Source organism: Mesorhizobium sp. L-2-11, from assembly GCF_016756595.1.
GTDB lineage: Bacteria > Pseudomonadota > Alphaproteobacteria > Rhizobiales > Rhizobiaceae > Mesorhizobium.
This window is the reverse complement of sequence record NZ_AP023257.1, coordinates 6260049-6281764: the sequence shown is the minus strand read 5'-3', so window position 1 is coordinate 6281764 and position 21716 is coordinate 6260049. Positions and strand designations below refer to the sequence as shown.

Here is a 21716-nt window from a genome sequence, read left to right as displayed (position 1 = left end):
GCCAAGCATCTCAAGTCAAATTCAGTCTGTCTATCACTATCATCTAGAGGCGAGATGGATGCCGGATCGACCTTGACGGCCCTTAGAATTCTCATGCTGCTTGCAAATGCTCATGCAGCGGTCATCTCGTCCTGGCCATCCCGGTAAGCCCGTCTAACATTGAACACGCTCTTTCGCAGATCGGAACCTTGAGCGGCAATCCTTTCATAGCCGTCGCTGTCAAGACGCTCGAATCCTGCAGCGTCCGGGCCGCTACGAAGAAGCTGTCGCCTTGCTCAACTCCTTGGCCGCCGCCATCAACACTCTCTAGCATAGCGTAATCAGTCGTGATCTAGTGCATGCGCGAGTTGTACGAGAAGTACACCCGTAAAGAAGTCAACGGTGGGGAAAATAAGGCGTTAATGGCTCGGTATTGCGAGCAGAGCCTGTGGGTCGCTCAATCGAAAGCGTGGTCTGAGGTGGGATATCTCCTCCGTGCAGGAGAAGGACCCGTTCGTCCAGTTCCTTGTCGTCTTCCGTGAGACGATAATTGAGTCGAAGGTAGTCCGTCCAGGTCGGTGTGCGGAACGTCTCTGTCCATTGCATAGGCTTCTGAAGGTTGCGCTGGAGCGTCCAATTCCGAGCACCGACGCGGCTGTGTACATGCCTCCGCTGCCGCATGAGGTCGAGGAAAGCCTCTAGATTTCTCTCGGCTATCAGATATTCGACCCTGATGACGATGGGACCGCTTCTTGGGTTCAGATTGACAGCGACAACTGGGGCGTCGAATTCCTCCAAAGGATCGGGCTCGGACTCGCGGCGCTCGCGCAGAGGAAACAACGCGCCGGTCGCGACAACGAGCAACAGAGCACCAGCAGAACCCTCCAGCGCCAAGGTCAGGGAATGGTTCTGCGCCACCGTGCCCCACACCCAACTGCCGGCCGCGATACCGCCATCTATCAATGCATAATAGATCGAGATGGTGCGACCCACGACCCAGCGCGGGCTCGCCAGCTGTACGCTCACGGCAACCCCGGACCAGGCTGTGACCCAGCCCGCGCCGCCCAAGGCGAGCGCAATTGCCGCCACCGCAATCGAAGAGGTCAGCGCAAGGGAGAGGGAGCATGCCGCGCAGGCGACGCACGCGAGCGTCATTAGTCGTTCTTGAGACAAGATCCGTCTGAACATGCCATTGGAGATGCCGGCGATGACAGCGCCTGTCCCGAAGCCGGCCATGAGGGCGCCATAGGCGAGTGGTCCTCCTCCCAGCTGATCGCGGACGACCAGGGGCAGCAGCGCGAGTATGGCGATACTTGCCAGGCCAAAGAGAGTTCCGCGCGCGATCGCCGCCTTGATTTCGGACGACATCGCCGTGAAGCGCAGCCCGTCATAGATCGCCGTCCTCATCGGCTCACGCGGAAGAGGCCAAGAGCGAACCTTCCACTTGCAGCGCCATATGGTCCCCAGAGGTACCAGGTAGCTGAGTGTGGTCACGGCAAAAGCCGTCAGCAGCCCGAACGAGGCAACCACGATGCCGCCGAGCGCCGGGCCCACGGTGCGGACAGTGTTGAAGCCGAGGGAGAGGAGGTTGACCGCAGCGGGAACATCGCGTCTGTCCACGATATCGCCAACCGAGGCTTGCCAGGCGGGATCATTGAGAGCGCCCCCGCATGCGATCAAGAAGCTGAAGCCGAGGATCATCCACGGGTCGACAAAGCCCAGCGCCACAGACGCAGTCAGCATGGCAGATGCTATCACCATAATGCACCGGCCGGCGAACATGACCCTGCGACGGTTGAAATTGTCGGCGATGGCCCCGACGAAGACAGATAGAATGAATGCGGGCAGCGTCGATGACGCCGGTACCAGCGCGACCATCAGATCGGAAGTCGAGACTGTCGCCATCAGCCAGCTGATGGCGACAGTCTGCATCAACCAGCCGAGAGTAGAGACCTGGGTGGCGAGCCAGATCGAAAGAAAAGTCGGCTGCATAAGTGGCGCAAACGTCGCCGGCGAAACTGGGTCGTCATCTGCTTCCGCCACCCTGCGCATATTTCGGAGTGTCGCCTCTCGTTTGACGGTTCGTATAGACACGCCCTGCGCGGAAGATGTGCAGGCGCAGATTGCCACCATTTTGCAATCTCGTTCCAGTCCAAGATTGATCACCTGCTAGCTTGCGTCAAATGCAGTATCCATATCTGGGTCATCTAGCGCCCAGATGGGCCCTAAGCTCCGCCGGCAGGCCCTACTGGGCGGTATGACCAAGGCCCTCGTCGCCCGCAAAGTCCCGTCCGCACTGTCGGTTGGCCCGCGCCAGAGCTCGGCACATTGCGCCGAAGCGGCCCTTCAAGTCTCGCATATCATCGCCGACGAGAGGGCCTCGGCCCTGGACGTCTTCGTGTAGGCCCAGATCGTGAACCCTGCCCATGGATCTGCAAGAGTGGATCGGCATCGCCTTCATCTTCATCTCGCACAAGCCTGGCGTCTTGGAGCAACGGGCAGTGCAACTAGGCGCTGATAATGTCTGCCAGGATTGAGCACGGTAGCGGGCAATATGCTTCTTAGCCCTCGACCGGTGATGAAACGCTCCAACGTCTCCACTAAGCTTGCAAGATCCCTGGGTTGGCCTGTGTGGCGGGCAAGTACGCTGTCGGTGCTAGGTCTATGAAGGAGAGGCCCGCTATTCGCCACGGTTCCAGTTCTTCCTTGTGAACATCGGAGCAGCGGAGTCCAGCGAAGCAGGCGCTGGCCATCTGAAAATGCGATGGCACCGTCCGGGACATTATATTGGCGAATTGAACACCGCGTGGCGCATACTTCCAAAGTGAGAGAATGCAAACGCGCAACTGCTATCGTAAACCCGGCGCCCAGGTCGCCTGAATACTCGCAATAGGTTGAACAATGAGCGAAGCACCATATCTTACGTTTGATCTCGATACGCCCGGGGTGAGCAGGGGGCATCTCGTTGTCCCGGGAGGTGCCGACCGCGGAGAGCTTTCGCTCCCGGTCTTCAGTCTCAATAAAGGAGAGGGACCGCCCCTCCTTGTCACCGGCGGAAATCATGGCAATGAACTGGAGGGGCCACTAGTCGCGCGACGCCTTATTGAGTGGTTGCCAGAAGAGCAAACCTGTGGAAGGGTCATCGTCCTGCCGGTGCTCAATCCATTGGCCGTGCAGGCATGGAGCCGCAATACTCCGCTCGACGGGTTGAATCTCAACCGCGTGTTTCCGGGCCGCGCCGACGGGCCAGTGACCGAACGAATCGCGGATGCGGTTTCGCGCGTATTGTTGCCAGTGGTCGACACCGTATTTGATCTGCACAGCTTTGGACCAACGTGGGATTTTCCGCCGGCGACCACGACGCACCCCATTGCCGATCCCGATCTCATGGCCAGGACGGTGAGAATGGCGGAAGCGTTCAAATTGCCCTTGACATTGGTCTGGGAATACAACGACACGGCTGGAATGTTCGATATCCTGGCGCAAAACCAGGGCAAGGTGTTTGTTTGCACTGAATTCGGCGGCGGCACGGTCGGTGCGGACAATCTGGCGATCTACGAGGCTGGAGTACGCAACGCGCTCATCGCGCTCGGGCTGGTCGAGGGTAAAGCCGAGTATCCAACGTTCCATCAAAAGAAGTCCGGCCGAACACTCGAAACGCATCCTTCCGACGAGTTGAAATCGCCTGCAACCGGCATCTTCGAACCTCGCTGCTCGGTATTGGATGAAGTGAAGCAGGGAGATCTCATAGGCATCCTGCATCCGATGGATTCGCTGTCCGCTGAGTCCATTGATATCCGCGCGCCTGGAACATCCATCGTCATCGCCATACGATCGGGCGCGCATGTCGACGTCAACGAAGGGGTAGCGCTCGTTGCGCGACCGCTGAAGATCTAAGAGTTCAGGCGTGCCAGTAGCGGAACGAATTTAATCCCCTCAGAAAGAATCGAGTGACTGAATTGCAGATCAAAGACGTCCTCCTTGCGCCTGGCAACGGCGCATTCTTCTATGACGATCAAGCTGCCATTAGGTCCGGCGCAACCCAGGACGGCTTCATCTATGTCGGCGAACCGATAACGCCTGGGTTCACGTCGCTTCGCATTCCGGCATCTTCGCTGAGCGTCGGGCTTGTTCTCACGGACGACACCGTTGTTTGGGGCGACATGATGGGCGTTCAGTACTCTGGTGCTGGCGGACGCGATCCTGTGTTCGAAACTACTCGAATCTCGGATTTGACGTCGCGCGTCGTGGCACCACGGCTTCTCGATGTCGATGCGTCTCTTTATCTTGATGCCTGCGCGAAGGTTTTCGAGCCATTCGAACAGCAGCGGCTACCCCTCGCGATTGAGTACGGCGTCAGCCAGGCGCTGCTTCGAGCCGCGGCCTACCTTCAGCGCGCCACCATGGCAGAGGTTGTATGCGCTGAATTTGACTTACCGCTGCCGACGCGCAGGGTCCCGATTTACTGCCAGAGCGGCGATGCTCGCGAAATCAACGTCGACAAGATGATTTTGAAAGCGGTGGATGTGCTTCCCCACGGTCTGATCAACTCACGGCAGAAATTCGGCGTCAACGGCCAGACTTTCGTGGAGTTCGTGAAGTGGGTTGCAGCGCGCACGCGCGAAATCGGCCGCTCGGGGTATCATCCGGTGCTGCATTTCGACGTGTATGGTTGGATCGGCCTGGAAATCGGCCTGGAGCCGCAACGAATCGCCGACTTTATCTGCAGGGTTGCCGATACCGTTCCGGGTTTTACGCTGAACATCGAGTGCCCGGCCGATTTTGGTTCCACACAGGCCCAAATTGATAACTACGCTCGAATTGTATCGATCCTGGCTGACCGGGGGTCCAGCGCTCGCATTGTCGTGGATGAGAGATGCAATACGCTCGAGGATATCCGGCTCTTTGCCGAAGCGAAGGCTGCGCATCTCGTTCAAATCAAGACCCCCGATGTCGGCTCGATTGCCGACACAGCGCGTGCCGTTCTCCTTTGCAAGGCCAACAAGGTCGGAGCTTATGTCGGAGGAAGTTGCACCGAGACAGATCTCTCCGCCCAAGCTTCTGTCCACGTATCAGTGGCAACCCAGGCCGACATGATGCTTGCAAAGCCCGGAATGGGTGTCGACGAGGCCTTCTCAATTGTTGGAAATGAACAAAACCGGTCGCTGGCGATGCTGAACCGTCGTCGGGCTCAAAACGAAAACGTTGGATGAAACACGGTGCCGCATGCAGAACTCTCTTGAGGGGATCACCGTCGTTGCCGTGGAGCAGGCCGTTGCTGCGCCTTACGCATCGTCTCGCCTTGCGGACGCCGGCGCCCGGGTGATCAAGATTGAGAGGCCCGAAGGAGATTTTGCCCGAAACTACGACAAGCTGGTGCGGGGGCAAAGCGCCTATTTCGTCTGGCTTAATCGGGGTAAGGAGTCAGTGTGCCTAGACTTGAGATCTGAGGCGGACAGTGCCGTCCTGGAATCCCTCATTGCCGTTGCTGACGTCTTCATCCAAAACCTAAAGCCGGGCAGCATAGAAAAACTGGGTTTCGGGTCTGCTGATCTGCGTAGACGCTTTCCGCGGCTGATCACCTGCGACATCTCGGGTTTCGGGGAGAAAGGGCCGTATTCCCATTTGAAGGCGTATGATCTCATCGTCCAGGCTGAAACAGGTCTATGCGCGATCACCGGCACCCAACAAGGGCCAGCGCGTGTAGGGGTGTCGGTTTGCGACATCTCGGCGGGCATGACAGCACATAGCGCCATTCTTCAGGCGCTGTATCACCGCGAGGTCACCGGCGAGGGGGCTAGCATTCAGGTGTCACTGTTCGATGCCGTCGCCGACTGGATGAACGTACCGGTTCTGCAACACGACTACAGCAGCTACCAAACGGTACGCGCGGGCGTGAAACACCCGTCGCTGGCGCCCTATGGCGCCTATCGTTGTGCTGACGGCAAAGAGGTCATCTTTTCGGTTCAAAATGACCGCGAATGGGTAAATTTCTGCGAGAAATTCCTGAAGCAGCCGGAGCTTACACGCGCACGTGGTTTTGCTGATAATATGGAGCGCCTCAGTCACCGTGCGCAACTTGATGAGATCATTGAGAGGCGGTTTTCTGAACTGTCCTGCCTTGAAGCGATGAGGGAGCTCGAGGCCGCCGGTTTGGCATACGGCCGACTAAACGAAGTGGCGGATGTTTCAAACCATCCACACCTTCGCAGGATGCAGGTCGGAACACCCGAAGGAACCGTCGAAACGATAGCGCCGGCGGCGATTTTCAACTCCGAGCACCCCTCGCTGCGCCCAGTTCCGGCTCTTGGCGCTCATACCGACACTGTCCGCAAGGAGGTTCTGGGGCGTTTGCGCGAGAGAGCCGCGTCAGCGTGAGCGCGCATCTCGGTAGGGTGAGCGAGCACGCGATTTTCAAAGGACCTGTATACCACGCATCATCTCAGCACGCCGGCCGCCCAAAAAGCTCACTGGCACCGCCGTCGCTAAAAACGGCCGCGGAGGCGACTCCGTGATCAAGGACACCTTTGCGGTCGTTCAAAGCGCGATGTCTGTGCCCCGCTGGAGATCCCTGCTCTTCGTACCCGCTCACGTTCCGCGGTTTGTGGAGACGGCGCATGAGCGGGGTGCAGATGGCATCATTGTCGACCTAGAGGATTCCGTTCCCCAGGATCAGAAGGGCGAGGCACGGCGGCAGCTTCCTGAATCCGTGGCAAAGGTGGGCCGCAAGGGCGCATCTGTTTTGGTACGCCTGAATCGTGGTTTGCGCGCCTTGGCGGCCGATCTCGATGCAGCCGTGATGGCTGGTGTTGACTCACTGGTTCTTCCGAAGACGGATTCGGCAGAGTGGGTTTTAGAGATCGCGAATGCGGTTTCAGAACTAGAACGAGAAAGAAATCTTCCGCTGGGACGCATCCGCTTTCTTGCTCAGATCGAGACGCCGGGCGCCTTGCAAAGGCTCGCGGCCATTGCGTCGGCGCACCCAAGGATGGTCGCAATGGCACTCGGTCCTGAAGACTTCAGTGCCGCTGTTGGCGGCGCCCCGGAATTCGACCTACTGTTGGCGCCGAACCTTTCTGTTCTGTTTGCCGCCCGTGCGGCCGGCTTGCTCCCGCTTGGCTTCATAGGAAGCATCGGCGAGTTCTCGGACACGCATAAACTTCATGAAGCCGCGGTGCATGCGCGGCGGCTAGGCTTCGCTGGAGCTTTGGCGGTCCATCCGACACAGGTGGCAATATTCAATGAGGCTTTCTCGCCAAGCGCCCAGGAACTCGAGTGGGCCCATAAGGTCGTCGCGGCGGAAAACGATGCCGCCACGCGTGGACTGTCCGCATTCTCGCTGAATGGCAAAATGATCGATCCGCCAGTGGTGCGACGCGCCCACGAGATCCTGGCTCTCTCCAGCAATAACTGACCCTATAATCAGCGGCCGGACAGGCGGTTTTGAAACTAATGCGACAGTTTTGTGGCTTGCCTGCCATCTCGTTTCGAGATAGATAAACAGCACTGGGGAACATGCCCCGGTTGGATTTGTTCATCGTGGACATCAGGCAGTTAAGATATTTTGTCGGCGTCGTGGAAGCCGGCAGTTTCACGAAGGCAGCTGCGACCCTCAATGTTGCTCAAAGCGCTCTAAGCCTGCATGTGCGTCAACTGGAGGAAGGATTCGGCACCCAGCTGCTGGTTCGCGACAGGACCGGTGTCAGCGTCACAGCGTCCGGAGATAAGCTGCTTGAGCGCGCGCGGGTTATCCTGAAGGAAATTCAGCTCACTGAGGCCGAACTGACCAACTCGGTGGCTGCTCCTTCCGGAGAGGTGACCATCGGCATTCCGTCCGGCGCCGCTCGCGTCCTCAGCGGTCCCCTGCTTGAATCGGTAAGAAGCGAATTGCCGAGGATCTCGCTTAAGATGATCGAGGGAATGACGGGACCGCTGGAGGAGTGGATGGCTGCTGGCCGTTTCAATCTGGCTGTCCTCTACCGCACTGCCGAGAGCGTTGGGCAAATGGCGGTGCTGGCCCGCGAAGAGTTTTGCCTGGTGGTGCCGCCGGCTCTACCGCCTTTCGAAGATTCAATAGCGCTCGCCGACCTGCACGCATTTCCACTGGCGGTTCCCATGCGCAACAACAATGTCAGGCGTTCGGTGGCGGATGTCGTTGCCCAGCACGGTTGTGTTCTGGACGTCAGGTTCGAAGTCGACTCCCTTTCCACGATCATCAATATGGTCATGGAAGGAAAGGCGTACTCCATCCTTACCCCGTCGGCGATTCAGAAAGAGGCGTCTCAAGGCCAAGTCCGGACGGTTAAGATCATTGACCCAGTGATCACCCGTTCCGTCGTGCTTGCCGTCAACCCGAAAGATGAGCGCTCTCCAGCTGTCTCCGCGGTCCGCAAGCTGATCCCCAAGGTCGTAAGGACTTTGATCGAGGGCAAGCACTGGTCAGCCACGGTTCCGGACCGGGTTTAGGAGATCCCAGCCAAGTTCTTCCAGTGCTAACGCTCTTCGCGGCTGCTTGAGCGGTATCAATCTGGATTCGAGATGGGTTTGGCCAATATTCAATATTTGACCCGCTGCGACCGTCGCGGTGAAAGTGGCTCAAGCGAGTTCAGCGGTTTCGGTATCGAACGGCGCTCGTATGGCAAAAATTCACACAAGTGGAGCAGCACGCGATGTCCGACGCCAGGAGCCACGAGCTCTTCATCAACGGCAAATGGCGGGCCGGTGGTAGCAGAGTCACATTGCCGGTGATTAATCCGGCAACGGAGAAGGTATTTGCCTCGGTCGCCTCGGCGACGGTGTCGGATCTGGATGAGGCCCTCGCTTCTGCAGAACGCAGCCGCAAGGCTTGGTCCTCACGGCCTGCAAAAGAACGTGGCGAAATCCTGGTAGCAGCCGCAAGAATCTTGGCAACGAAGATTGAAGCAGCAGCCAGGGACCTGTCAGCCGAACAGGGAAAGACGATTGCCGAATCGACAGGCGAGTACGCGCGCGCCGTCGAAACACTGGAGTGGAACGGCACGCGCGCCGAAGAGCTGTCGGCCCCCATTCCGATGGGCCCGAGCCGGATGATCGTCCCGGAGCCGCTCGGTGTCGTTGCTGCGTTCACGCCATGGAATTATCCGGCCGTGCTCATCGCCCGCAAGCTCGCCCCCGCGCTGGCGGCAGGCTGCCCGGTGATCCTCAAAGGGGCCGAAGAGACACCGAGCGTGGCGGTCCATATCGTTAAATCGTTGCACCAAGCAGGCATCCCGGAGGGCGTGGTCAATCTGGTCTTCGGCGTGCCGGTGCATATATCGCGGCATCTGCTCAGTTCGCCAATCGTGAAGGTCTTGACTTTCACGGGCTCAACCGCGGTTGGAAAGCAGCTGGCCACGCTCGCCGCAAATAATTTGCAGCGTTGCATCCTTGAACTCGGTGGGCACTCCCCGGTCATTGTGTGTGAGGATGCCGACCTGGCAAAGGCGATACCGGCAATTTCGCAATACAAGTTCGAGTGCGCGGGCCAGAGCTGCAACGCGCCGAGCAGGATTCTCGTCGCTCGGTCGCTCTATGAGCAATTCTTGTCCCGGATGACGGAAGCAGCCCGCAAGATCAGGATCGGCCCACCGGACGACCCTGCAACGGAGATGGGACCGATGGCAAATGCGCGGCGAATTGAGGCCATGCAGCGTCTGACCAAGGATGCAGTCGATCGCGGCGCCCGCATCGAGACAGGTGGAACCCGCCTCGACCGACCAGGCTTTTACTGGCCGCCAACCATCCTGACGGGCGTGCCAAAGGATGCCAGAGTGCTTCATGAAGAGCCGTTCGGACCGATCCTCACGGTGGCGCCGTTCGATACGATCGACGAGGCCATCGAAAAAGCCAACGATACTGAGTATGGCCTGGCCGCCTACTTCTTCACGGAAGCTGCCGATGCGCAACAGAAGCTGACCAACAGTCTTTCAGCAGGCGCTGTCAGTGTGAATTACCTTAAAGGGGTTTCCGCGGACGCGCCTTATGGGGGCGTCAAACAGAGCGGCTATGGCTATGAAGGAGGCGAGCAGGGGGTGCGAAGCTTCCAAATCCTGAAAATGGTGAACGGCCTCGGTTCATTTGGATGAAATCCGGTGGGAAATAGAACACGGACCATCGCCGGCAACGACATCACGAAGAGCGTGGCCGACGCCCTTCAGTACATCTCGTACTACCATCCCCCAGATTACATCCGATCTCTTTCGCAGGCTTACGCGCGCGAACAGAGCCCGGCGGCAAAGAATGCCATCGGGCAGATTCTGCTGAACTCCCGCATGGCGGCCTTTGGGCGGCGACCGCTCTGCCAAGACACCGGTCTTGTGGTGGTGTTCGCAAAAGTCGGCATGGACGCCCGCATCAAATCAACGGTCAGTTTCGCAGACCTCGTGAATGAGGGTGTCCGTCAGGCATATCTCGATCCTGACAATCCCCTTCGGGCATCGATCGTTGCCGATCCGCTCGCCGGACGGGTCAACACCCGTGACAACACGCCGGCGGTCGTCCACGTCGACCTTGTGCAAGGTAGCCAGATCGAGATCACCATTGCCGCAAAAGGCGGCGGGTCAGAGAACAAGGCGCGCTTTACCACCTTGAACCCCAGCGGGTCCGTTTCCGACTGGGTGGTTGACACAGTCTCGACGCTTGGAAGTGGATGGTGTCCACCCGGCCTGATCTCCGTTGGCATCGGTGGTAGCGCTGAAAAGGCGATGCTGCTGGCCAAGGAGGCTATGAACCAGCCCATCGATATGGCGGAGTTGATCGCGAGGGGGCCAACAAGTGCGGAAGAGGCACTGCGGATTGAACTTTATGAACGGATTAACGCGCTGGGCATCGGCGCCCAAGGCCTTGGAGGCCTGACGACAGTCGTCGACGTCAAGGTTGCGACTTATCCTACCCATGCGGCGTCCAAGCCCGTGGCGCTCATTCCGCAATGCGCCGCCAACCGGCACTTGAAGTTTACCTTGGACGGCTCTGGACCCATCAGGCTTCAGCCGCCCGACTTGCGCGAATGGCCCGACATTGGAACCGACGAATTGAGTCCAGCCGGCGTACGAAGAGTCAACCTCGACGCGTTGACCAAGGAAGAGACGGCATCGTGGCGCTGTGGTGAAACGCTTCTTCTGTCCGGAAAGATGCTGACAGGCCGTGACGCCGCCCACAAACGAATCGTCGAGTTGATCGACGCCGGCAAGCCGCTTCCATTCGATCTGCAAGGACGCGTTATTTATTACGTTGGGCCCGTCCGCGCCGTGAGAGATGAGGTCGTCGGACCCGCTGGCCCAACAACCTCCAGCCGCTTGGACGATTTTACGGACAAGGTGCTCGCTGAAACCGGGCTTTTCGCGATGGTGGGCAAAGCGGAGAGAGGACGGGCGGCCATCGAGTCGATTGTCAGACACAGAACGCCGTATCTCATCGCAGTGGGTGGGGCTGCCTACCTGATGTCAAAATCAATCAAGTCAGCGCGGGTCATTGCCTTCGAAGACCTGGGCATGGAAGCAGTCTGTGAATTCGAGGTGCAGGATATGCCTGTCATCATGGCTGTCGATGTTGAGGGAAACTCCATTCACAATTCCGGGCCTCTTGAGTGGCGCAAGCGCATGGCTGCGGACAGCATCGCACGCAACATCGGCGTTTGAGCCTTCCGACCAATCTCGGTTGGTCGGCGTCAATTCCATTGTCGACAACGGCTTAAGAGCACAAGGTCATGAAGTCGAACCCCAATCCTGCGCGCCTGGACGCTTGGGACTTCCGGATTCTCTCAGAGATTCAGGCAGACGGCCGGATTTCAAAAAGCGAGCTTGCAAAACGCGTTCATCTTTCGGCGTCGGCCTGCTCGGAGCGGCTCCGTGCACTCGAGGTCGCAGGGATTATTGAGGGGTTCTACGCGCGGCTGAGTCCGGCCCTCATCGGCGGCATGGTCTTTGTCATGGTGGAGGTCGTGCTGGGACGTCATCGCCTCGAGGACCAAAGACACTTCGAGACTGCGATCGGAGAATTTCCGGAAATCCTGGATTGCTGGGCTATCGGCGGGCGGATCGATTATCTGATGCGCGTCGCATCTCCTTCTATGGCTGCGTATCAGGATTTCATGGAGGGACTGCTGCAGGCAGCCTTGGGGATCGATCAATATTACAGTCTTGTCGTGACCAAACCAATCAAGTCCAATTCACCAATCCCCTTGTCCGCACTAAGGCGACGGTAAACGCCGAGGCCTTGGTTTCCACGGCTTTTGGTCCCGATTCCGCGATTTCGTCGGCGAAGGACGTGCATTCCCGCGAAACTGAAGAGGCGTTTGCGGTATGGTAATTGCTAAGGAGGCGGCCGGCCGAGTGCCCTCCGCCAATCCATCGCGAGGAGAGGACAATGCGGTTGAGCAATCTGGGAACCGAGCAACTCAGAGAGAAGGATCGAAGCTTCGTCTTTCATCCGTCTACGCATCTGGCCAAGCACAGCCGAGGCGAGACCCCAAATCGGATCATGGCCGGTGCAGAAGGCGTGTACATCTGGGATACCGAAGGCCGAAAGAGCCTCGACGGTTTCGGTGGGCTCTACTGCGTCAATATGGGATATGGCTGCACGGAAATTGCCGAGGCCATTGCCAGGCAAGCACACGAATTGCCGTTCGCCCATGTCTATGCAAGTCAAGGAACAGAGCCAGTCGCCCTCTTGGCCGAGGCCGTGGTCGAGTATTTTGGTCAGAACATGCGAAGGGTCTTTTTCGGCCTTTCCGGCTCCGACGCCAACGAAACCAACATCAAGCTGGTCTGGTACTACAACAACATTCTGGGCCGCCCCGAAAAGAAGAAGATCATCTCGCGACATCGCGGCTATCACGGGTCTGGGCTGGTCACTGGCAGCCTGACGGGCCTTGCCTTCTTCCATAATTTCTTCGACCTGCCGTTGGATCTGGTGCGCCATACAACGACGCCGCACCACTATCGCCAGGCGCATGACGGCGAAAGTGAGCAAGCGTTCTCGGAGCGCTGTGCGGATGAACTTGAAGCCCTTATCCTCGCTGAAGGCCCGGAGACCGTTGCAGCTTTTATCGGAGAGCCGGTGCTTGGGACAGGCGGTATCGTTCCGCCCCCAAAAGGATATTGGACCGCGATCCAAGGCGTGCTCGACAAGTATGATATCCTCCTCATCGCCGACGAAGTGGTCTGCGGGTTTGGACGAACCGGTGAGAAATTCGGTTCACACCTCTATGGCATGCGGCCGGACTTCGTGACCATCGCCAAGGGCTTGAGTTCAGCCTACCTACCCATCTCCGGGTCAATCATTGGCGACCGCGTCTGGTCGGTCTTGGAACAAGGAACAGAGAAGCACGGCGCCCTCGGTCATGGCTGGACATATTCGGGTCACACGCTTTGCGCTGCGGCCGCGCTCGCCAATATTCGACTCCTAAAGGAAAGAAATATCCTGGAGCATGTCCGCGATGTCGGACCGTATTGGCATGCCCGCATGACTGCCGAACTGGCGGGACACCCCATCGTCGGCGAGGTTCGTGGTGTCGGAATCCTCTCCGCCGTAGAGCTGATGCGAGATCCAAAGCAGAGGTTACCGTTTGAATCCGATCTTCAGGTCGGCGTTCGCGCCGCCGCTGCTCTGTTCGAGAACGGTGTCATCGGCCGCGCCATGCCACACGGTGATATCCTCGGCTTTGCCCCGCCTTTGATCATCACCCGGAAGGAGATCGACATAATCGTCGACGCAACCGCTAAATCTGTCGAGACAACCTATCACGCGTTGAAGGCCGAGGGTGCGATATAATCGTGACTGAGTCGTTGGATTGCTGCCGGCGATGAGTCATATTCTCCAAGCAGTCGCTTCAGCGCAATACGCGTGCGACGTTGGGCAGACCGTGGGCCCGGCAGGCGCGCGGAGATGTTAAAGGATGCAACTGCCCTTCCGCGCACTCACGGGACTGTTTGTGGAGCGTGCCCAACGATGTAACGGAGCAAACCCTTGCGGATCCAGAGACAAACTCGTTCGCAAAGCCCAGCCTGTCGCCGCTGTCCGGTCGCCACCTGACCGCGACCTAAGCGCGGCGCGCCCTGCCGGTGCACCTCCCCACCGGCAGGGCGATTAACTGTCGCGCCATCTCAGCCGAATTGTCATCGTCACCGATCTGCGCCTGGAGCGCATCCTTTGCCGCGCCGGCCGGCCGATTGCGCGGATCGGCGAATCGCCACGCCACCAGCGCCGTGACCGGATATCTCGACGTCTCCACCGAGAGGCTGGATACCGTTCGGCGGAGTGGCCGGTTACATGGGCCTATACTGTGGGCGCCAGTAGCCTGCAGGGCCGCGTGATGTCTGGTCGTTGCCCCTGTCCTCAAGGCGGGCCTGGGTCATGAGCCTGGCAGAAGGTGCGATAGTGTCCTGAAGGTTCTGCAAAAAGCTTTGGAGAAAGGCCAGCGCTTGCCCGGAAGTGAGGCGGCCATGGCACGGTGGAGAGTGGCGATCCCCGATTCCCGTAGAAGGGGAGTGCCATGACCAATCGAGAAACTATTCTAGACTGAACAGAGGCGAGTTGAAAGCGTTGCTGTTGTTGGATGAGGACGGCTTTCGCAAGGTCTTGCAGACTGTGGTGCAGGAGACTTTGGAAAGCGAGATGACGGAGGCTATTGAGGCGCAGAAAGGCGAGCGGACGGCGGAGCGGGTTGGTTGCCGGTCCGGCTATTATGAACGCTAGCTGTTGACGCGAGTCGGAGTTCTCGAGCTACGCGTACCGCAGGACCGGGCCGGCCGGTTCTCGACGGAATTGTTTGAACACTACCAGCGTTCGGAGAAGGCCTTGGTGTCGGCGCTGGTGGAGATGTACGTGCAAGGGGTCTCGACCCGCAAGGTGAAGGCGAACACGGAGGAACTGTGCGGCCACGCCTTCTTTGGCCTCGACGGTGAGCGAGGCGACGGTGCGACTGGATGAAGCGCTGAAGGCGTTCTTCACGCAGCCGCTGGAATGCCGTATCGGCGGGTTCAACCGATCGCTGCAACACACTCAGCGAACTTCTCCGCTGCGGTCTGATAGAGCAAGGTCTTTCTGGGGCGTTCGTTGAGCTGCCGCGCGATGGCGCTGAGCTTTGCCTGTGTGCTGTGCAGGGACAGTCGGTACCACGTGGCAGATATTGGCGCAGCAGTCGGTTGGTGTTTTCATTCGGGCCGCGCTGCCATGGTGATCGAGGATCGCAGAAGTAGACCTCGACGTCCGTGGCCAGTGTCAGCCGCTGGTGGTCGGCAAGCTCTTTGCCTCGGTCCCACGTCATCGGTATTCTCGGTGATCTCCCCAGCCGGCGGCATTCGCCCAGCCGAGCGGCGACGGGCGCCCAAGGCGCTCAGTCTGGGCGAGCGGAGGAGATATCCCGAGGGTTCAGTGACGCCCGATCAAACCGCCGCCCAATCGAATTCATCGACTCGCCAGCCTGCCACCGATCCCAGATCTCCGATCGCTGGGCAGCAGAATGATAGATGCGACGTCGCTGCTTCATGGCCCACACTCCATCTTTGATGAAAGACTTGTGTGTTGCCCTCACCGGTTGAGCCCACTTCTCATTTTAGACGCGCGCTACGAGCGGGCTCGCGAGCGTGATCGCCAGCCAGGCGGTGCTGGTGGCGATCGGCGTGGACTGGGAGGGTCGTCGGGGGCAGGCGCACTGAACGTTGATCCGTGCGATTTGATCAGAACCCAAAATAGAAGCAATGTTCGCGACCCGGGTGCCCGGAACTAATCATTCGCGAACTAGGGCTGCCGCTGAATGGCGCCCGCGCGCGTGGAGATCGCCGCCCTCGCGGTATTCGCGGCCATAACCGCCATGCCCTCCTTCTGGACTTCCGAGCGAACTCATAAGAGATTCGCAGGGAGCAGAATTTCGGCCCGCACATCGAGCAGAAATGCGCCAGCTTGTCGCTTCTTGGCCAACGTCTCGTGGTGGAACTCGTGCCGTGGCGTTCGCGTGATCGCGTGCATCGGTCGTCGATCGGCCGGGCTACGACAACGTCCTGATCGAAGTCTCGGCACTTGTGGCCGGTGTAACGGCGCGATCGATGCCGCGCGGGATGCGCAAATCGACATCTTCCACGCATGCGCTCTGGCGCAGCGCGGCGAATTTAAGGCGCGTGGTGAGCCGTTTGGTGTCGCGCTCCTCGACGATCGACAAGAAGCCCGATGCGACGCTCCTCGAACGACAGCGCATCGAGATCCGGCGATCGCCGCTGTTCCTCGAAGGCGTTGGCTATTCCGGTCAAGCCGAGTGCGATCAGCCGGTCATGTGCGTGTTTCGGTAATTCCCGGACACCCTTTTCGCTAAATCCCGGACAGTGATTTCAGTAATTCGCGGACAGCGATTCCGCTAAATCCCGGACAGTTTTCGGGAGCGGATTTAGCGGTCGGTTCTTGGTTGCGCCGTTCTGGCAGTTTGGCCTCTCACGATGATGTTGAGAGGGGCCATGCCGAGACGGAAGCAAGCGAGACGAACGAGCGTGAGGGACATCCAAGCGATCTTGCGCCTGACCCATGAGCAGGGTCTTTCGGTGCGTGAGGTGTCGGAACGGCTGAAGATCAGCAAGACGACAGTGTCAGGCGACATGCACAATTGACCCCCTGACGACACGAAGAACTGATCCCTCTCTTTTGAGAGGAAAGAAGCTAGATGACGATTGAGATTTCTGTGACTCCTGCACCGTCCAGATCGATGCAGGGAGAGGGGATGCTGCAGGCAGAGGAAGTCATGTCGATGGTGCGCCTGCATAAATGCGGCTGGGGCGCAAAACGGATCGCAAAGGAATTCGGTTGCGCGCGCAATACGGCTCGCCGCTACCTTCGTGAAGGCGGTGTCATCGCTTATCAGGGTCGCCCGCGCGTGTCGGCGCTCGACGGGCTTGATGATTGGTTGCGGGAGCGATTTTTCCGTCACGACGGCAACGCGGACGTTATTCGCCAAGAGTTGGCGGACGAACACGGGATCGTTATCAGCCTGCGTTCGGTGGAGCGTGGGGTGCAGCATTGGCGCCGGGAGCTAAAGGCGCAGAAGCGGGCGACAGTCCGCTTCGAGACGGCGCCCGGTCATCAGATGCAGATCGACTTCGGCGATACCCGTGTTTGGATCGGCGGCGAGCGGGTGCGGATCCATGTGTTTGTCGGGACGCTTGGCTATTCGCGCCGGATGCATATCCGGGCCTCGCAGAGGCAGCGCCAGGCCGACTGGTTCGAAGGGCTGGAGGGCGCATTCCTGCGGTTCGGGGGCGTTCCGGCGGAAGTCCTGATCGATAATGCGAAGGCTCTTGTCGAGCACCATGACGCGGTGACGCGCGAGGTGAGGTTTAACGCGCGGCTGCATGCCTTCGCCCGGTACTGGGGCTTCAAGCCGCGGGCCTGTGCTCCCTATCGAGCGCGCACGAAAGGGAAGGACGAACGCGGAGTCGGCTACGTTATGCGGATTCCGACGATGGCGCGCATGTATTCCGATCTGATGCCGCGCAGCGTTCCGATCTGATCGCGCGCAGGTGGAGCACCTGATCGTCGGGGAAGATGTCACTGCATTTGCGGTTCGGTCAAGCGGCAGCGGAGATGATGGATCTGCGCATGGATTCGCCGTTGAGTTCGAGCCGGTGAGCGTTGTGAACGAGGCGGTCGAGGATGGCATCGGCGTAGGTGGGATCCGCGAATGCTTCATGATGCACCTTTCCTTGATCGCCTGGTCCGTTGCAGTCGGCGTTGAAGTTGATCGATCTGGTCGCTGGAAAGGCTGATCTGCCAAGGCTGGCCTTTCGTGCTTTGCCGACCGTTGATAAGTCCCTGGGCGAGGTAATCGAAGATGGTTTGAGCCGTCACGCCGATTGCAGCGGCAGCGCCCTGTACAGAGTAGGTCCCATCAGGCCAGCGTGTCGGATTGGCTGCGACACCGTTAATCTTGGCTGTCGGGATTCCCCAGCGGTGGCGCAGAAGCCAGACGTTCTCGTAGGTGAATGGTCTGCCTCGGGCTGAACGAATGCCCTCGTCGTTCAATTTTTTGGCGATTTGCCTGTCCATATCGCCCGCAGCATTGAGTTGCGTGATCCGCTCACGCACAAGCTCGAGTTCGCCATAGTCTCGATCGTAAGATTGAACTCGGCGTTGGATTTGATGTTGGCTGGTTGCGCCGGTCTGCCAAAGAATCCTGATGGCGACCTGGCCGCGTATCTTCTTCTGGTCGAGAACGACCTCCTGCACGATGAAGCGCAAGATACGTTTGCGGTCTTCTGGTTGGGTCGTTTCTGAGTGCCAGATAGCCGGCAAATTCTCGGCGAGTTGCTGAAGCGCCGCGTGATCCTGTGTCTGTAACACCAAGGGCTCTCGGTCTCTCCACCGACGATATTCCTGCTCGATCTCATCGACCAAGCGCAGCTTGTCTTCCCATGCCTTTTCCAGGGTTCTGGCGACGAGACGATTTTCCGGTTCCACGGTGTCGTATTGTCGTCGAGCCCGCTCGGCGTCATACCGCGCACGTTCCCGCCGTAGCGTCCATTGTTTCTCGAGGCTCCGCGTTTCCTCCGCAATCTCGTCGAGCGCAGCGATGGCGATGGCGATTTGGTCAGGTTCCAACGCCTTCAGGAGGGTTTGGGCGACCAACTCATCTACTGCGGGCGCCCGAACCTCCTGACAGAGAGAGCTGCCGGTCTGGTTGCGGTCCGCCAGGCAGCAGTAAACGGGGCATGCACTGTCGGGGCCGCTGTAGCGCACGGTCATCCGCCGCCCGCATTGGCCGCAAACCGCCAAGCCCTGCAGCAAAGCAATGCCCTTGCGCGGCGCGCCGCGGTGGCCGGCCTCGTATCGATTGGTGTTGTCGGCGAGGCGGCGCTGATTGACCATGAACTCCTCCCAGTCAATATAACCAGGGTGTGCGTCTTTGATGCAAACCTCCCAGTCGTCAATGGCCACCTTCGAGGTTGCGCGGTGCGAACCCGGACCTTGGCGGACCGCATTTATTCGGCGCCGGCCGTAGACATATGCGCCGGCATAGGCCGGGTTGTGCAAAATATAATGGACATGGGCGATGGTGGCGTCTCGCCACACCAGCTCATGGGGTCCCGGCCCGCGGAGCGGCCGCACCGGTATGCGTAGGTCGTGCGTGCGCAGGTAACGCATAACGCGTCGCGCGGTCCCAAGCTCCCTAAATTTGTCGAAGACCAGACGCAGCCGAGCCTGCACCTCTTCATCAGGATTGAGCACGATCTGGCCGGAGCGGTTGTACGCCAAGCCACCTGGCAGCGGTATGCGAAGCTCGCCTCGCGCCGCCTTCTGCCGCTCCCCTTGATGCAGGCGGATGCGGATCTGATGCAACTCTGCTTCGCTCATGATCCCCGAGAGCCCTAACAGCAGCCGGTCGTGATAAGCGCAGGGATCGTAGAGGCGCTCGCCATCAGCGATGATAACGCCGAACAATGAACACAACTCGAGGAGTTGATGCCAATCTCGGTTATTGCGTGCCAATCGAGATGCATCGAGGCTGACCACCAGACCCGCGTTGCCGAGCCCGATCTCGGCGATGAGCCGTTGGAAGCCGCCGCGCTCGACTTGGCCGTTTCCCGATTTTCCAAGATCCTCATCGATGACGACGACACGATCCGGCGGCCAGCCCAATCTGACGGCTCGGTCCACCAAGCTGTACTGAAGTTCGGTGCTTTCCTGATGGTGGCGCACCTGGTTTATCGAGGATTGGCGTACATAAACGTAAGCGAACTTTGAACGCCGGACGGCCGTGAGCCGCTCGTCAGAATTACCCGGGACGGCCAACATCAAACTGTTCCCTCACCGCCGGCGCGGTCGGCGGCATCCGGCGGATCAGAGTCGCAAGCATCTGCGCGAGTTGGTGCTGACATACCGGTGGGAGATCGTTCCAAAGATTGGGCGAGTCTCGCTTGATCCTTACCAGTGGAACGTTGGCCTCCGGAAGAGATACCGCCATCCGAAGTGCTAATGCATGAGCAACCATTGCAATTCGCTATTGAGTTACCAAAGGTGATTCGCACATAATACACTAAAGGAAGCAAAATTCTAACGGATATTAACTTTTCAGTCCCGCCGCGATGCTCATCGTCATCATCGATAGCGCGCGACAAATCCGTCACTGACCGGCGGATATTGCGTAACCGCCCATCCGGCAGGCGGATGACAACAAAGGCAGGTCCGCGCCCCGACCGAAGTGATGCCACCTCAAACCGCTGTCCACAGAGCGCGTGTCGACGGTCAACTACCGTGATGTGAGACACCAGCCGATCAATGACAGGGGCATCCTGCTCTGCTTGGGTCTCCGATCAGATCGAACCAGCGGGCCACCGGGAGTTGACTGGTCACCAGCGTTGAGCGCCGCCCGTACCGGTCTTCGAGGATTTCGAGCAGGTGGTGACGGGCATTGCCGTCGAGCGGTTCGAGGCCCCAATCGTCGAGGATAAGGAGATCGACCCTGGCCAGGCTTTTCATGCGCGCGGCGATGCGGCCGTCGCCCTTGGCCAGGGACAGGTCATCGATGAGCCGCGGCAGCCGGGTGTAGAGGACCGAACGGTTGTCACGGCAGGCCTTGTGACCGATGGCGCAGGCCAACCAGCTCTTCCCGACCCCGGCCGGCCCGACGATGGCCAAGCTCTCATGGGCGGCGATCCAGTCGCCCTTGAGCAGCTTGTCGAACAGCCGGCGATCGAGACCGCGCGCAGCACGGTAATCGACATCCTCGGGCACGGCATGGTGGCGTAGCCGCGCATGACGAAGGCGGAGCGCAAGGCGCCGGTCATTACGGTATGTCGCCTCGTGATCGAGCAGCAGGGCAAGCCATTCGGCGTGGCTGAGGTTGTCGGCATCGCTGTTGCTTTCCAATTCGATGAACGCATGGGCCATGCCGGCCAGGCCGAGTTGCCCCAGCAGTTCGAGTGTCGGATGTTTGAGCATTGTAGTCCTTTCAGTTGTAATATCCGGAGCCCCGGATGTTGGTGTGGAAGATCGGCGTGTGGTCCGGGGCTTCGCGCGCCGGAACCTTGTCGAGCCCCTTCTCGAGGATCGATTTGACCGAGGGATAGTTGCGCGCCTGGATCTCCAGCGCGCGCCGCGCGGCCGCTTCCAGGCGTTCGGCGCCGAAGCGCTTCGCTAGCCCGATGATGCCGAGGCATGAACGGTAACCCTGCTCGGGATGCGGCCGATCCTCAATGATCTTTTCAACCAGCAACGACAGCATCGGCCCGATCCGCGCCGCTTCCTCCCGGATCTTCACGGGCGTCCATTCACGGTAGCGCCGATGGCTCGAGGGCATATGTTCGGGGATCGTCGTATGCCGCCCGTTGCCGCTGCCACGCATGTGCGCGGCGATGCGTTCGCCGTCGAGGAAGATTTCGACGGTGCGTGTGGTAATTCGAGCCTCGACCTCGCGGCGGGCGAAGCGCCAGGGCACCGAGTAATGGTGGTGCTCAATCGCGATGTGATAATCGAGTCCGACTCGGCAACGCTTCCACTCAGCGTGGACCCACCGTTCCGCCGGCAGCGGCTTGAGGTTCGGCGCGTCGATCTCCTCGAACAGCTGGCGCCGCGTTTTGCTGAACTGGCGAAGCACCCGTGTGTCGTTGAGATCGGTGATGCATTCGGCGACCGCCGCGTTCACCTCGGCCAGGCTGTAGAAGATCCGGTTGCGCAAGCGGCCCAGGACCCAGCGTTCGACAATGCCGACACAGGCCTCGACTTTCGCCTTGGATCAAGCC

General features: G+C 59.4%; 11 protein-coding genes and 10 pseudogenes. 13 read left to right on the top strand and 8 right to left on the bottom strand.

What is annotated here, in order from left to right:
- Window positions 1-375: 375 nt before the first annotated feature.
- Window positions 376-2031 (bottom strand): MFS transporter, encoded by a 1656-nt coding sequence (locus tag JG739_RS29895; RefSeq protein ID WP_202367702.1) that lies wholly within the window; start codon window positions 2029-2031, stop codon window positions 376-378.
- Window positions 2032-2880: 849 nt separating this feature from the next.
- On the opposite strand from JG739_RS29895, the gene JG739_RS29890 reads away from it, so the two are divergent.
- The 10 genes and pseudogenes from JG739_RS29890 to JG739_RS35675 all read left to right on the top strand — a co-directional run.
- Entirely contained in the window at window positions 2881-3876 is a 996-nt protein-coding gene (locus JG739_RS29890; RefSeq protein WP_202364523.1) for a succinylglutamate desuccinylase/aspartoacylase family protein, read from the top strand.
- Window positions 3877-3938: 62 nt separating this feature from the next.
- On the top strand, window positions 3939-5192 hold the full coding sequence (locus tag JG739_RS29885) for a methylaspartate ammonia-lyase (protein WP_202367701.1): 1254 nt from the start codon (window positions 3939-3941) through the stop codon (window positions 5190-5192).
- A gap of 13 nt (window positions 5193-5205) precedes the next feature.
- Window positions 5206-6357: a CaiB/BaiF CoA transferase family protein gene (locus tag JG739_RS29880; protein ID WP_202364522.1), complete on the top strand. Its 1152-nt coding sequence runs from the start codon at window positions 5206-5208 to the stop codon at window positions 6355-6357.
- A gap of 133 nt (window positions 6358-6490) precedes the next feature.
- Window positions 6491-7393 carry an HpcH/HpaI aldolase/citrate lyase family protein gene (locus JG739_RS29875; protein WP_244749629.1) on the top strand — a complete coding sequence of 301 codons (903 nt, stop codon included), beginning with the start codon at window positions 6491-6493 and terminating at the stop codon, window positions 7391-7393.
- A gap of 125 nt (window positions 7394-7518) precedes the next feature.
- Entirely contained in the window at window positions 7519-8445 is a 927-nt protein-coding gene (locus tag JG739_RS29870; protein ID WP_202364521.1) for a LysR family transcriptional regulator, read from the top strand.
- A gap of 203 nt (window positions 8446-8648) precedes the next feature.
- The gene (locus JG739_RS29865; RefSeq protein WP_202364520.1) at window positions 8649-10082 is read left to right on the top strand and encodes an NAD-dependent succinate-semialdehyde dehydrogenase; all 1434 of its coding nucleotides are present in this window, start codon (window positions 8649-8651) and stop codon (window positions 10080-10082) included.
- Window positions 10083-10088: 6 nt separating this feature from the next.
- Window positions 10089-11633 (top strand): fumarate hydratase, encoded by a 1545-nt coding sequence (locus tag JG739_RS29860; RefSeq protein ID WP_202364519.1) that lies wholly within the window; start codon window positions 10089-10091, stop codon window positions 11631-11633.
- Window positions 11634-11701: 68 nt separating this feature from the next.
- The gene (locus tag JG739_RS29855) at window positions 11702-12199 is read left to right on the top strand and encodes an Lrp/AsnC family transcriptional regulator (RefSeq protein ID WP_202364518.1); all 498 of its coding nucleotides are present in this window, start codon (window positions 11702-11704) and stop codon (window positions 12197-12199) included.
- A 161-nt stretch (window positions 12200-12360) separates the two neighbouring features.
- A complete protein-coding gene (locus tag JG739_RS29850; RefSeq protein WP_202364517.1) occupies window positions 12361-13767 on the top strand; it encodes an aminotransferase in 1407 nt (468 codons plus the stop codon).
- Window positions 13768-14529: 762 nt separating this feature from the next.
- Window positions 14530-14959, top strand: a pseudogene (locus tag JG739_RS35675) (transposase); the annotation flags it as partial.
- A gap of 16 nt (window positions 14960-14975) precedes the next feature.
- Here JG739_RS35675 and JG739_RS29835 read toward each other — a convergent pair.
- Window positions 14976-15262, bottom strand: a pseudogene (locus tag JG739_RS29835) (IS30 family transposase); the annotation flags it as partial.
- A gap of 282 nt (window positions 15263-15544) precedes the next feature.
- On the opposite strand from JG739_RS29835, the pseudogene JG739_RS36500 reads away from it, so the two are divergent.
- Window positions 15545-15638, top strand: a pseudogene (locus tag JG739_RS36500) (transposase); the annotation flags it as partial.
- Between the two features lie 86 nt (window positions 15639-15724).
- Here the strand turns inward: JG739_RS36500 and JG739_RS36495 are convergent.
- Window positions 15725-15930: pseudogene (locus JG739_RS36495) on the bottom strand (phosphomethylpyrimidine synthase ThiC); the annotation flags it as partial.
- A gap of 97 nt (window positions 15931-16027) precedes the next feature.
- A pseudogene (locus JG739_RS36490) lies at window positions 16028-16256 on the bottom strand (ATP-binding protein); the annotation flags it as partial.
- Window positions 16257-16442: 186 nt separating this feature from the next.
- On the opposite strand from JG739_RS36490, the pseudogene JG739_RS29825 reads away from it, so the two are divergent.
- Window positions 16443-16574, top strand: a pseudogene (locus tag JG739_RS29825) (helix-turn-helix domain-containing protein); the annotation flags it as partial.
- 71 nt (window positions 16575-16645) lie between these two features.
- Window positions 16646-17455: pseudogene (gene istA / locus JG739_RS29820) on the top strand (IS21 family transposase); the annotation flags it as partial.
- A gap of 91 nt (window positions 17456-17546) precedes the next feature.
- On the opposite strand, the pseudogene JG739_RS29815 reads toward istA, so the two are convergent.
- The 4 genes and pseudogenes from JG739_RS29815 to JG739_RS29800 all read right to left on the bottom strand — a co-directional run.
- Window positions 17547-17669, bottom strand: a pseudogene (locus JG739_RS29815) (ATP-binding protein); the annotation flags it as partial.
- Window positions 17665-19770, bottom strand: a complete 2106-nt coding sequence (locus tag JG739_RS29810) for a recombinase family protein (protein ID WP_199202838.1) — start codon at window positions 19768-19770, stop codon at window positions 17665-17667. The gene JG739_RS29810 and the pseudogene JG739_RS29815, both read right to left, overlap by 5 nt.
- 498 nt (window positions 19771-20268) lie before the next feature.
- Window positions 20269-20916 (bottom strand): annotated as a pseudogene (gene istB, locus JG739_RS35670) (IS21-like element helper ATPase IstB); the annotation flags it as partial.
- Window positions 20917-20926: 10 nt separating this feature from the next.
- Window positions 20927-21706: pseudogene (locus tag JG739_RS29800) on the bottom strand (Mu transposase domain-containing protein); the annotation flags it as partial.
- Window positions 21707-21716 lie beyond the last annotated feature (10 nt).

Excerpts from the sequence above, each read along its gene's own strand:
- JG739_RS29895 (WP_202367702.1), bottom strand. The coding sequence starts at position 2,031 with ATGCGCAGGGTGGCGGAAGCAGATGACGACCCAGTTTCGCCGGCGACG.
- JG739_RS29880 (WP_202364522.1), top strand. The coding sequence starts at position 5,206 with ATGCAGAACTCTCTTGAGGGGATCACCGTCGTTGCCGTGGAGCAGGCC.
- JG739_RS29890 (WP_202364523.1), top strand. The coding sequence starts at position 2,881 with ATGAGCGAAGCACCATATCTTACGTTTGATCTCGATACGCCCGGGGTG.
- JG739_RS29855 (WP_202364518.1), top strand. The coding sequence starts at position 11,702 with ATGAAGTCGAACCCCAATCCTGCGCGCCTGGACGCTTGGGACTTCCGG.
- JG739_RS29850 (WP_202364517.1), top strand. The coding sequence starts at position 12,361 with ATGCGGTTGAGCAATCTGGGAACCGAGCAACTCAGAGAGAAGGATCGA.
- JG739_RS29865 (WP_202364520.1), top strand. The coding sequence starts at position 8,649 with ATGTCCGACGCCAGGAGCCACGAGCTCTTCATCAACGGCAAATGGCGG.
- JG739_RS29810 (WP_199202838.1), bottom strand. The coding sequence starts at position 19,770 with ATGTTGGCCGTCCCGGGTAATTCTGACGAGCGGCTCACGGCCGTCCGG.